Below are 10,914 nucleotides of genomic sequence, written 5' to 3'. Positions count from 1 at the left end.
AGCAGGCGCCGATCGCCTACGAACAGCAGTCAGCTACCCTGACACTTGCCGCATAACGACACGAACAGGTGTCCACTCCTCGGGGACAAGGCCCAGGATCAGCTCCGCTTCGGCGGTGCGAGGTTCCTCCGCCAGTTCGGGCAAGCGCTGCTTGAGCTTGTCGGCGGTCTGCTGCACCTGGTCGGTGCCGAACTTGGCAAGGGCGCTCACCTGCTCGGCGGTGGGCAGGGCGGTGACGGTCGTGGTCATGGCTCTGGAGCGTACGGGTGCAGAACCCGGCAGATCAGCCGGACAGATGAAGTACCCGTACGGTGCAGGCGGCCCAGCTCATGCGCTCCTTCGATCCGAAGGCTACTGGCGGGTTACTTGTCACCTGGTTCGCTGCTCGTTAACGGCACCCCCGGTGGGGAGAGCCCCGAGGTCACCACGTCGCGGCACACATCGGCCGCGGTCATGCGGAACACCTCGGACGGCTGGGCGGCCCCCTGGACCACGACGCCCGCCGTATCCGGGAGACGCACGACCGGCTGAGGAAAGAAGATCTTCCTGCGGGGAGCCGGCCGGTCAGGTGTCTCACACTGGGCGGAGCCGTGCCGTACGGCTGCGGTGTCACCGGAAGGCTCCTCGGCGATCGTGCCGGTGTCGGCGGTCACCGCCGCCGCGGGGGTGCCGGTGAAGGAGACGGTACGGGTCCCGCACGCCCACGCACTCATCACGACGAGCAGTGACAGCAGAGTGAGGAGACAGCATCGTGCTCTCGTGTGTCCCGTCACCGCGCTCGCCGCGCCGAACCGGAGAAGAACCCGACATCACCTCACGTCACGCCCGGTCACCGCCGGGCCGGTTGCAGCGGGCACGTCACGCGTAAGGGTGCAGGACGAGGTAGCCGTCGATCCGGCGGACATGGTCGGAGTCCGGGTCGGTGGGCAGCGCGTGCCCGAGGTGCGCGGCACGGACCTCGCCGATCCACTGGTCGTGCTGGTACTCATGGTTGATCAGAGCGGTCAGGAGGTGGTTCGCCACGATGGTCATCTGAGTGGGGGCACTCACCTTCCCGGCCGCGATGTCGCCGATGCGGGCGTGCACCCGTTCGGCGACGGTCTCCCGGAAGGCGGTCAGCCGACGCACCGTGGGCAGGGCGCCCCGGAACTGCTCCGGCAGCGCGGAGTCCATCAGAGCGTCCAGGGCCGGATCGGGACTGGGCTCGGCCGCGGTGAGGTTGCGGACCATGAAGTGGGCGACGTGGGCCTGGTGGCCGAGATGCCATCCGATGGCGCTGAAGTCCTCCCGCGGACGCCAGACCACCTCGTCCGGGGTCAGGTCCCGCCACAACTGGTCGGTGTAGTCGCGGGCGCGGTCGTACTCACGCAGCAGCGCGTGCAGTTCGTACATGACTCTCCTTGACCAACCGTCAGCGAGTGACGGAACCGTGCCGCGACGGACCGCGGCCGTCCCCACCTGCCGGCGCCGAACCGGACCCGCCGCGCAGCGGCCTGCCGCTGTGCCAACGCGATGTCGTGCCTGCGAACCGTCTTGCCAGCGAACGTCCGAGGTGGCGCGGCCTGCGGCTCACAATGTAGAGAGCCGGTCACGAGGTCGGTAGGGGACGAAGGGGAATGCCCTCATCACTGCTTTGTATGCCCGAAGAAGCAGCCGGCACCACGGCGTTCGGCTGAGAGGCGGTGAGCGCTCGGTCGCTGAAGTCCCGTACGTGGTTTTGCAGTCCCCCGGTCACTGTCGGTGACGCCATGCTGGGATCATGACCCAGACCGACAGCGCGTTACCCGAGCCTGCGGCGAAGCCACCGCAGCCTCCTCTGGTCGGAACTCCCGCCGAGTTCACCGCGGCGTTGCGTGCGTTGCGTACCTGGTCCGGGCTGACGTACCGGCAGCTTGAGAGCAAAGCCACCGCACATGCCGACACCCTGCCGGCCAGCACGATGGCGACCACGCTCGGCCGCGCCACCCTGCCGCGTGAACGGTTCGTCGACGCCTTCGCCCGCGCCTGCGGCCTCGGCGAGGAGGAGATAGGCCAGTGGCTCCAGGCCCGCCGCCGCATCGCCGCGGCCGAGAGCGGACCCACTCGTGACGAGACTGGCGGCGAGGGCGGCGACGATCGTGATGTTTCCGCCGGCGGCGCGTCTGTCCCGGCGAACGCACCGCGGTGGTGGCGCCGGGCGGTCAGCCTGGTCGGTACCGCGGGCATCGGGGCGGCCGGCGCCCTCGGGGTCGTCAGCCTGGTTCACGACGCGTCGCCACCGGCCGACCCGCCCACGATGCCGGTGACCGGGCTGCGCATGCTGGCCGTGGGCAGCTGGGCACGTATCCACCCCGCGCGCACACCTGGGCTGTGCGTGACCGAGGGCAGGGATCGCACCGGCCGCTACGAGACCGCCATCGCCGCCCAACGCCCCTGTACCCAAGCCGTGCTGCCGCAGGTATTCCTCGAACCGGTGGGCCAGGACCTCGTGCAGATCCAGTGGCACCACGCGAAGTACGGCATCGGCTGCCTGACGGTCCTCCTGAAGGGTCCGGGCCGGGACCTGCTTGAGCCCCGCGACGACTGCGCCGACACCAACCGGGCCCAGCAGTTCCGCATCGAGCCCTTCGGTCCGCCCGCTGCCGCCCGTTTCCGCATCCGTCCGGTCAGCACCGACCGGTGTCTGAGCCTGCGCGACCAGGACACCGCAATCGGCGCGGAAGTCGTCCAAGGCCGCTGCTCCGGCGCCGCCGACCAGGACTTCCTGATCGAACTGACCCCGCCCCCGTCGACCGCTGCCATCGGACGCGGCCGACCCACCTTCGCTCTCTCGGGCGGCGCCTCCACCACGACGTGCGCTCCGCGGCCGTCTCGGTTTCCGTCTGCCTCATGTGAAAGCGAGGATGACGGCCTCGTACTGGCTCATTCTCGGTGACCATGTTGGAGGTCATCGTGTGATCGGCTGGGTTCGCCCCGCCGGCTGACATGATCAGTCCGAGGCCGCCGGCGGGTGAGCGCGTGCGACACACCAGGCGCCGCACCCGTACATGGACCGCTACTCGCCGCCCGTCCACCGGTAGGTCGGCCACCGTCCGCCGGTGAAAGCCGCGCACCCGCCCGGACGGCGCCCCGCAGCCCGGGCACGGCAGGGTCCACTGCTCGTCGCCCAGTACCGGTGCGGGCACTGCCGTTGGGCAACTATGCCGCTCCCGGTGGCGAGTTCGGGCGGACGCCGGGGAACGCGGCAGTGGAGGACGCGGCGGCAAGCAGAGCGGAGACAGACGGCTGGTTTGCTAGTCCACACCAGGCACCTCTGTCCCCGTATCCTCATCCATGGCCAGTGGCACGCCGTCCCCCACCCAGGTTGCGTGCTGGCGCGGGCGATACCCCCTGAACCTGCCCGAGCAGCCGGGTGACCTCCCCCGTTCACCGCCTCCAGGAGGATCACGGTGAAAGTTCGCACCAGAAGCTCAGCGGTCATCGGCACCATCTGCCTCGTCGCTTCGCTCGCCTTGACGACGGCGTCCGCCGGCGAGTCCGCCGTCCCGCGTCAGGCAGCGAAGGTCGTGCTCACGGAAGTGGCCACGGCCCAGAATCCGTCCGCCGGTACCGCCGGCCCCGGTGGCACGGTCTGGTTAGCCGAAAGGGCGGGCACCGTAAGGGTCTTGGACGCCCATGGGCTCGGCGAGCCGGTCCTCGACATATCCGGCGACACCACCACCGACGGTGAACGCGGCCTGCTGGGCATCGCGTTCGACAAGAGGTTCGCGCACTTCTACATCTCGTACACGAACCTGGAAGGCACCAGCACCGTGGACGAGTTCGCCGTGCGGAACGGCAAGATCCGGCCGGACACCAGGCGCACCGTCCTCACCCAGACGCAGCCCTACTCGAACCACAACGGCGGCGACATCAAGGTCGGCCCCGACGGCTATCTCTACATCGCGTTCGGCGACGGAGGCTCAGGCGGCGACCCGCACGGCAACGGGCAGAACCTCGGCACGCTGCTCGGCAAGGTCCTGCGGATCGACCCGCGTGGCGGCAAGCCGTACGCGATCCCGCCGGACAACCCGTTCGTGGACGACCCGAACGCGAAGGACGAGATCTGGGCGTACGGGCTGCGCAACCCGTGGCGGTTCTCCTTCGACGCGGGCACCGGCGACCTGCTGATCGGCGATGTCGGCCAGAGCGACTGGGAGGAGATCGACTGGGCCCCGGCGGACAGCAAGGGCGGCGAGAACTACGGCTGGTCCCAGATGGAGGGCAGCCATCCCTTCCGGGGCGGCACGGAGCCCGCGAACCACGTGCCGCCCATCCACGAGTACGACCGGACCGGGCTGGGCTGCTCGGTGACCGGCGGATACGTCTATCGGGGCAAGGCGATCCGGGGTCTCAAGGGTCAGTACGTGTTCAGCGACTACTGCGACGGCACCCTGCGCTCTCTGCGGATCGAGAACGGCAAGGTGACCGCAGTGAGTGATCTCGGAGTCAACGGCGGCGAGGTCGTCTCGTTCGTGCAGGGCGGCAACGGCGAGCTGTACGTGCTCGACCTGGGTGGCAGCGTTTCCCGCATCGACCCGGCGTAACGACTCCCTTCCAACTCGCCGACCTGCGCGGTGACATCGCTCTCCAGCTCCCGCTGGACGTGAAACGCAGTCGGACAGCACATAGTCCGGTGCCGCGTATCGTGATCACAACATGAGTACGCGGTACATGTCCGGGGTGGCAGACCACCACACGGGCGGGCCACCCCGGCTCGGCTCACGCCCATGAAAAACCGCATGCGCGCAAGGACCAGGTATGGCTGAGAATCTGGCAGAACTCGCCCACGCAGCTCTGACGGCCGGGCACACGCAGGGCGCTGCCACGTCGCACGCCGTGCCCACCCGCCTCGACAGCGTCTCCGGGGCCGCCGTCGCCGACACGTGCATACGCGACGGCCTCGGCTTCGTCCTGCTCTTCCACCGGCGCAAGGACGGCCTCTTCGCCGAGGAGCTGTACTGCTCGACACGACTGGACGACGGGTCCTGGACAGCGACAGAGCACCTCTCCGGTGGCGTCATGGGAATCGAGCCGACCAACACCCGGGACATCGCAGGCATTCTGAACGGCAGGTCTCTGGCGCTGTTCGGCGAATCCGAGACAGAACTGCTCACCGGCCGGCCTCAGGCCGACGACGGATACGAACTGCTGCGCTTCTACGAATTGCTCGTGGACGAGGAAGCCAGCCATCTGGACATCGAGAACGCCTCACCAGGAGCCGGGCCTGGACGCAGCCGGATCCATAAGTCGGTCATTTCTCGGGTCGCACTCCTCGCGCTCTTTCCTGGCGAGCGCTGCACCATTCGTGCGATGGTGCGGAAAGGGGCTGGTTCGTACCCTCTTGGCGAGCCGTACGAGCTGTGACGCCGCTGCGGGCAGTTCAGCGCGGCGGCACGCGCCGCGAGCGGGATCCTGTCTGTCCACGGTGGGCCGCCCACCGTCGACGCAGCCAGTCACCGATCTCCCCGACGCCGACCAGGAACGCTGCGGAGGCGGCGCATGCCGTGAGGGAAGATGCCTGGCCGACGGCCTGGCCAAGGAGCCACAGAGCCAGGGCTGTCAGCAGCCACCAGGCTGTGAGGGACCAGGCATGTCGCAACGAGCTTGTACGGCCGGTCATCGAAGGGCCCCCGTCCGCTGGGTAGCGCTGATCATCACGATGCAGGCCGAGAGTGCCGCTGTTCCCCCCAAGCCCGTGGCGGCCAGGATCGTCGAAGAAAAAGGGCACACAGCCCGTGCAAACGCCGACCAGACTTCCCGGCACGCCCCACACACCCCACGTCGGATTTGACGTGGGCTTCACAGATTATCTGCCACAGCCGGCTCCGCCCAGAGCGCCCTCTGCCCCCGCCCGCCGGCAGGTGATCGTGGACATCGACGGCCGTCCTCGCTCCTGGCGAGCCGGTCGTGGGCCTGCTGCGGCCCGGCAACGCGGGTTTCCCACACCGCCGCCGACCACATCGAGGCCACGGAACTGGCCCTGGCCCAGCTGCCGAAACGGCTCCGGTGAGGGGCAGACGCTGATCCGTACCGACTCGGCGGCGGTCCCCACGAGTTCGTCGCCTGGCTCGCGAAGCGCGGAAGACGGCTGTACTGCGCCACTGGCAGCGGGCCGGCCTGAGGACCGCATCCGCGCCGCCCGCGCAACCTCCCGCTCCACGACACGGCCCAGATCCGGCTGAAGATCATCCGGATCGCCCCGGACCTGCCCGCCCGGATGTCCCTGCTCGCCCTGACCGGCAAGGCCCGGCTCCGAGAGCCCCGGCGGCTGCGGCTGTTCTCCACCGCTGTCCAACTCGTCACCACCGGACGGCGGCGCGCCCTCCGGCTCGCGAAGCACTGGCCGGCACGAGCCTTCGAGGCTAGATCACAACCCTTTCTTCGGTGACCATTACCGCCACCGAGTTCATGTCGATGAACTCACCCTCGTCCGGGTTCACCAATTCCTTGTAGTTTTTCGAGGCGAAGAAGGCATCGTGGTCCTCCCAGCTTTCAAACCAGATTTCGGTGAGTCCGTCGTAGGCGGGAGCCGGATAACCTTCGGCCGTCACCGGGTGGGAGACGGTGTACTTCTTCACGTACTGCCGTGCTTCCGGAATGGAGGTGAACAACGGGGCATGACGGTTTCGGTGGTGCTCAACGAATTCCTCGAAGGTCATTCCATCGATACGGTTGATCATGAAGGCGAGCTTGATCACGAACTTCTCCCTTTCGTGCTCGCGGACGCGAGAGGCCGGCGACCGGATGCCCTGGGCGACGGGTCGCGAGCCATGGCGTTAACCTAAACGCTCACATGCATGTCAAGGGCAAGTCGCTGTGACCCAGTGCACATAAGGGGTTGGTTGGGATGCGGATCGGTGAACTGTCCGCCCGGACGGGGGCAAGCCGTCGATCACTGCGCTACTACGAGGAGCAGGGCTTGCTGGTCAGCACCAGATCCCCCAGCGGCCAGCGGCGCTATGACGACGATCACGTCCAGCGGGTGGCGCTGATCCAGACATTCCTGGCCGCCGGAATGTCCAGCAGAACCATCGCCCGGATGGTTCCCTGTATGACAGAGCCCACTGTGCACCGAGCCCGGCAAGCCCTGACCGTGATGAATCAGGAGCGCGCCCGCCTTTCAGTCACCATTGACAGCCTGACCGCCGCCAGAGAAGCGCTTGAGCGCCTGATCGATGTCAACGAGACCTATATGGCGAACACGGCGGATGAGCAGGACCTCCGGCTCCGGTCAACCAGGACGCCGTCGAGGCCGACCGTGACCTGGCCACCGGCGTGCGGGGCACGCTTGCCCGATACGGCCGGGGCGTCGACGGCACCGTCGTTCACGTACAAGCGCACGCCAGCGACAGTCACGGTTCCGGGTGCGGAGGGCACGGACCCGGTCCCTTAAGCGTCCGGTGGATCGGCGTGGTCACCGTCTCGCGCTCGTGTCGCTGTGGCTGCAGTCCCTTGTCGGACTCTCGCCCGTCGGGGCGGGACTCGCCCTGACCCCGCTCGCCGCCGCGTCGTTCGGCGAGTCCGTGGTGGCAGGCCGGCGCATCCAGCGTCTCTCCCCGCGCCGGCCCATCGGGCTCGGGCTGCTGCTGGTGGCGGCGGGCATGCTGCTGCTCAGCGCCGGCATGACGCAGGGTGTGAGCGCCACGTCGCCGACCTGGGGGCTCTTCCTCACCGGTGCCGGAGTGGGCCTGGCCACTCCCGTACTGGTCTCTGCCGCCACCTCCGCCGTGCCCCCGCAGCGTGCCGGGATGGCCGGCGGTGCCGTCAACACGGCACGCCAGTTGGGCATGCCCCTGGCCATCGTCGTACTCGGTGCCGCCTTCGCGAGCAGGGCCACCGCCACGCTGACGCAGGGCGGGCTCCCGCATGCCAACGCCGCCGACGCTCTGGCCTCGGGCCGGGCGGACGGAGTGATCGCCTCCGCATCGGCTGGGCAGCGCGCGGCGATGGCCGGCCTCGCCCACCGGGCGTTCGCCGCCGGGCTGGACCGCGTCTTCCTGTTCTCGGCCCTGGTGGCGGCCGTCGGAGCCGTCGCCGTGCTGCTCCTCGTCCGGCCGGCAGCATCCGTGTCCTGGCCCCGGCCGCGCCTCCGGGGCCGCGGCACAGACACCCGCCCCGGCGCGGAGGTGACGCCGGCACCGGCGCCCGGACCGAGGACCGGACCCGGGGGAGAGGGCGCCGGCGAGCAACTTCTCATCGATGCAAGGGGCTTGCCCGGCCGCGTGCCTTCAGGGATCCTCCCCGCCCCCGACCCCCGACCCCCGACCCCCGACCCCCGACCCCCGACCCCCGGCCCCCGGCCCCCGGCCCCCGGCCCCCGGCCCTCGGCGCACCGACCGGCTGCCCGCCGGGCCAACGGCAGCTCCGTTCACCGCTGTCGCGACTGTTGACGTACCCAGGCCGTAGCCGGTAACTGTTTACGAGTCGTCTTCAAACCGGTTTAAGAGCGCCGGTGCGCACCCGCCCGGAGCCATGACCGAAACAGCACCCCGGAAGTACTCGTCAACCGTCGCACGAGCCGTACGGCAACGTTGTCAGGACCTGGGTGCGCCTAAGGAGTCCGCATGACTGAACACGGAGTCGCACCCCTGCCCGGTCGACGTCGAGTCCTCCTCGGGGGCCTCGGGCTCGCCGCCGGTGTCGCCGGACTGACGCTGTCGGTACCGGCTCTCGCACGGGCTGCCGAAGCCAGTGGGAGCCAAGCCGCGACGGATGACATCCGGCTCATCGTCGAACGCCTGCAGCAGCGGTTTCTGGCGCAGGGTGACCAGGTGAGGATCGCCAATGGCATCTTCCTCGCCCGCACGTCCGAGGCCCTGACCTATGCCGAGTCCCTGCGTGCCGACGGCTCGTGGCCCAATGTGGACTACGCCGACACCACCAGTTCCGCCAACGGCCGGGTCTGGTCGCCGTATCACGCGCTGTACCGCATGATCGCGATGGCCCACGCCTACCGCGATCCGGACGCCGCGGGATACGGCAAGCCGGAGCTGATCGAAGCCCTGAACCGCGCACTGCTCCACTGGGACAGGGTCAAACCGACCAGCACCAACTGGTGGGAAGTCGAGATCGGCAAGTCGATGGCCATGGGCCGGGTGTCGATCTTCGTCGGCGACGAACTCAGCGCCGAAGCACGGGAGGTGACCTACGCGCACAACACCGGCCGCCTGGACCCGGCCGGCGCGAACGGCTCCTGGAGGACCGAGAACTACCTGTACGAGGCCGTCGCCAAGCGCGTGACCGCCGACATCGAGCAGGGTTACGCCACCATGTCGCGGACGATCGCCGTCGACCGCAGCGGCAAGGTCGCCGAGGCCGTGCAGGTCGACTCGTCCTTCTGGGCGCATGGGGCGCAGCTCTACAGCGAGGGCTACGGCATGGCCCTGTTCACCATCGTCGCGGCCTGGGCCGATGTGGCGCGCGGCACCAGTTTCGCCTTCTCCCCCGATGACATCGACGCCGTCGCCTTCTACATCCTCGACGGGACCCGCTGGCTGATCCGCGGTGAGATCGGGATGATGTACCTCGGGTACCGTCCCCCCAACACCATCGACGGCATTACGAGTTATGCGGCCGACTTCCTGGAGCCGCTCGACCGGATGGTGCGCGCCGACGAGGCCAACTCGGCGGCGTACAAGAAACTGGCTGACAACATCCGCGGGAATACCCGCGAGAACGGCGTCACCGGGCACAAGTACTTCTGGCGCTCGGAGTTCTCCTCACACCTGCGCGACCGGTACGGAATCTTCACCAGGCTCAATTCCCCGCGCATGGTCGGCGTTGAGTACCGCTCCACCTTGCGGCCCGAAGTCGGCAACGAGATCGACTGGAACGCACAGGGTGCCACCTCGATCCAGGTCACGAACCGGGAATACGACGACCTCGTACCCGCCTTCGACTGGTTCCACTACCCGGGTGTCACCGCGCCGTACGTCAAGGTGATGTCGCAGTCGGGAAAGCGCAACGCCGGCAGTTTCACCGGCGGCGTCTGCGACGGGCGCTACGGCGCCGCCGTCTTCACCCTCGACCGGTCCTCGACCACCGGACGCAAGAGCTACTTCTACTTCGACGACGAGATGGTCGCGCTCGGCGCGGGCATCAGCTCCACCTCCGAGCACGCCGTCCACACGACCGTCAACCAGGGCGCGGCCCGGTCCAATGCCTCCGTCGGCGGCAAGGCCGTGCGCCTGGGGACCGATTCCGCCGCCACCCGTGCCTCATGGGCGTACAACGACGAGATCGGCTATGTCTTCCCCAAGGGCGGGCCGCTGAAGGTCTCGAACAAGGAGCAGACCGGGAGCTGGCTCGACCGTGATCCGGTGAAGCGGAATGCCTTCACCCTCTTCTTCGACCACGGCACCACCCCGGACGGCGCCGAGTACGCCTACATCGTCCTGCCCGGCGCGACACCCGCAAAGGTCCGCGCCTATGCGGCCCAGCCCGCCGTCAGGATCCTGCGCAACGACGAGCAGGTCCAGGCAGTCCGCCACCCGCGGCTGCGGCTGACGATGGCAGCCTTCCATGCCGCGGGCTCCCTCGACCTGGGACCGGGCCGCACGCTGCACGTCGATCAGCCTGCCATCGTCATGCTCAACGAGGACGGCCGCTCCGCCGTGGTGAGCGTCGCCAACCCCGACCAGGGCGGCCTGACGGTCGCCGTCACCCTCGTCGCACCCGGCCGCACCCGCCGAGCCGACTTCCCGCTGGGCACCGGCCCGAACCTCGGCAAGACGGTGACGCAGCCTCTCAGGTGACGCGCTCGCAGACATGAAACGGCGTGGGGGGGGGGGGGGGGCGCGGCCCCCCCCCCCCCCCCCGGGGGGGTGGGGGGGGGGGGGGGGGGGCGGGCGCGGCCCCCCCCCCCCCCCCGCGGGGGGCCCCCCCGCCGAGGAC

General features: G+C 69.1%; 9 protein-coding genes and 3 pseudogenes. 7 read left to right on the top strand and 5 right to left on the bottom strand.

Annotation, left to right across the window (positions count from 1 at the left end; translation table 11 throughout):
* Positions 1-33 precede the first annotated feature (33 nt).
* The 3 genes from ACIRFL_RS42845 to ACIRFL_RS42835 form a co-directional block, all read right to left on the bottom strand.
* Positions 34-249 carry a hypothetical protein gene (locus tag ACIRFL_RS42845; RefSeq protein ID WP_404040912.1) on the bottom strand — a complete coding sequence of 72 codons (216 nt, stop codon included), beginning with the start codon at positions 247-249 and terminating at the stop codon, positions 34-36.
* A 113-nt stretch (positions 250-362) separates the two neighbouring features.
* The gene (locus tag ACIRFL_RS42840) at positions 363-713 is read right to left on the bottom strand and encodes a hypothetical protein (RefSeq protein ID WP_404040910.1); all 351 of its coding nucleotides are present in this window, start codon (positions 711-713) and stop codon (positions 363-365) included.
* Positions 714-858: 145 nt separating this feature from the next.
* Positions 859-1,392, bottom strand: a complete 534-nt coding sequence (locus ACIRFL_RS42835; protein ID WP_404040908.1) for a DinB family protein — start codon at positions 1,390-1,392, stop codon at positions 859-861.
* 367 nt (positions 1,393-1,759) lie between these two features.
* On the opposite strand from ACIRFL_RS42835, the gene ACIRFL_RS42830 reads away from it, so the two are divergent.
* Positions 1,760-2,914: a helix-turn-helix domain-containing protein gene (locus tag ACIRFL_RS42830; protein ID WP_404040905.1), complete on the top strand. Its 1,155-nt coding sequence runs from the start codon at positions 1,760-1,762 to the stop codon at positions 2,912-2,914.
* A gap of 79 nt (positions 2,915-2,993) precedes the next feature.
* Here the strand turns inward: ACIRFL_RS42830 and ACIRFL_RS42825 are convergent.
* Positions 2,994-3,131: pseudogene (locus ACIRFL_RS42825) on the bottom strand (transposase family protein); the annotation flags it as partial.
* Positions 3,132-3,428: 297 nt separating this feature from the next.
* On the opposite strand from ACIRFL_RS42825, the gene ACIRFL_RS42820 reads away from it, so the two are divergent.
* The 3 genes and pseudogenes from ACIRFL_RS42820 to ACIRFL_RS42810 form a co-directional block, all read left to right on the top strand.
* Positions 3,429-4,565, top strand: a complete 1,137-nt coding sequence (locus ACIRFL_RS42820) for a PQQ-dependent sugar dehydrogenase (protein WP_404040902.1) — start codon at positions 3,429-3,431, stop codon at positions 4,563-4,565.
* Positions 4,566-4,779: 214 nt separating this feature from the next.
* On the top strand, positions 4,780-5,385 hold the full coding sequence (locus ACIRFL_RS42815) for a hypothetical protein (protein WP_404040899.1): 606 nt from the start codon (positions 4,780-4,782) through the stop codon (positions 5,383-5,385).
* A gap of 531 nt (positions 5,386-5,916) precedes the next feature.
* A pseudogene (locus ACIRFL_RS42810) lies at positions 5,917-6,409 on the top strand (IS1380 family transposase); the annotation flags it as partial.
* Here the strand turns inward: ACIRFL_RS42810 and ACIRFL_RS42805 are convergent.
* Positions 6,384-6,719, bottom strand: coding sequence for an EthD domain-containing protein (locus ACIRFL_RS42805; RefSeq protein ID WP_404040896.1), 336 nt, complete (start codon positions 6,717-6,719; stop codon positions 6,384-6,386). The pseudogene ACIRFL_RS42810 and the gene ACIRFL_RS42805 overlap by 26 nt on opposite strands.
* A 149-nt stretch (positions 6,720-6,868) precedes the next feature.
* Between ACIRFL_RS42805 and ACIRFL_RS42800 the strand changes: the two are divergent.
* The 3 genes and pseudogenes from ACIRFL_RS42800 to ACIRFL_RS42790 form a co-directional block, all read left to right on the top strand.
* Positions 6,869-7,231, top strand: a pseudogene (locus ACIRFL_RS42800) (MerR family transcriptional regulator); the annotation flags it as partial.
* Between the two features lie 220 nt (positions 7,232-7,451).
* The gene (locus ACIRFL_RS42795; protein ID WP_404040892.1) at positions 7,452-8,411 is read left to right on the top strand and encodes an MFS transporter; all 960 of its coding nucleotides are present in this window, start codon (positions 7,452-7,454) and stop codon (positions 8,409-8,411) included.
* A gap of 174 nt (positions 8,412-8,585) precedes the next feature.
* Positions 8,586-10,775: a polysaccharide lyase family 8 super-sandwich domain-containing protein gene (locus tag ACIRFL_RS42790; RefSeq protein ID WP_404040889.1), complete on the top strand. Its 2,190-nt coding sequence runs from the start codon at positions 8,586-8,588 to the stop codon at positions 10,773-10,775.
* Positions 10,776-10,914 lie beyond the last annotated feature (139 nt).

The sequence above is a fragment of the Streptomyces sp. NPDC102462 genome (assembly GCF_044765425.1).
In the GTDB taxonomy this organism is placed as follows: domain Bacteria; phylum Actinomycetota; class Actinomycetes; order Streptomycetales; family Streptomycetaceae; genus Streptomyces.
This window is presented reverse-complemented; position numbering and strand designations above follow the sequence as displayed.

Bases quoted from the DNA above. Each gene is read 5' to 3' on its own strand.
- ACIRFL_RS42830 (WP_404040905.1), top strand. From the start codon at position 1,760: ATGACCCAGACCGACAGCGCGTTACCCGAGCCTGCGGCGAAGCCACCG.
- ACIRFL_RS42815 (WP_404040899.1), top strand. From the start codon at position 4,780: ATGGCTGAGAATCTGGCAGAACTCGCCCACGCAGCTCTGACGGCCGGG.
- ACIRFL_RS42835 (WP_404040908.1), bottom strand. From the start codon at position 1,392: ATGTACGAACTGCACGCGCTGCTGCGTGAGTACGACCGCGCCCGCGAC.
- ACIRFL_RS42790 (WP_404040889.1), top strand. From the start codon at position 8,586: ATGACTGAACACGGAGTCGCACCCCTGCCCGGTCGACGTCGAGTCCTC.
- ACIRFL_RS42845 (WP_404040912.1), bottom strand. From the start codon at position 249: ATGACCACGACCGTCACCGCCCTGCCCACCGCCGAGCAGGTGAGCGCC.
- ACIRFL_RS42840 (WP_404040910.1), bottom strand. From the start codon at position 713: ATGAGTGCGTGGGCGTGCGGGACCCGTACCGTCTCCTTCACCGGCACC.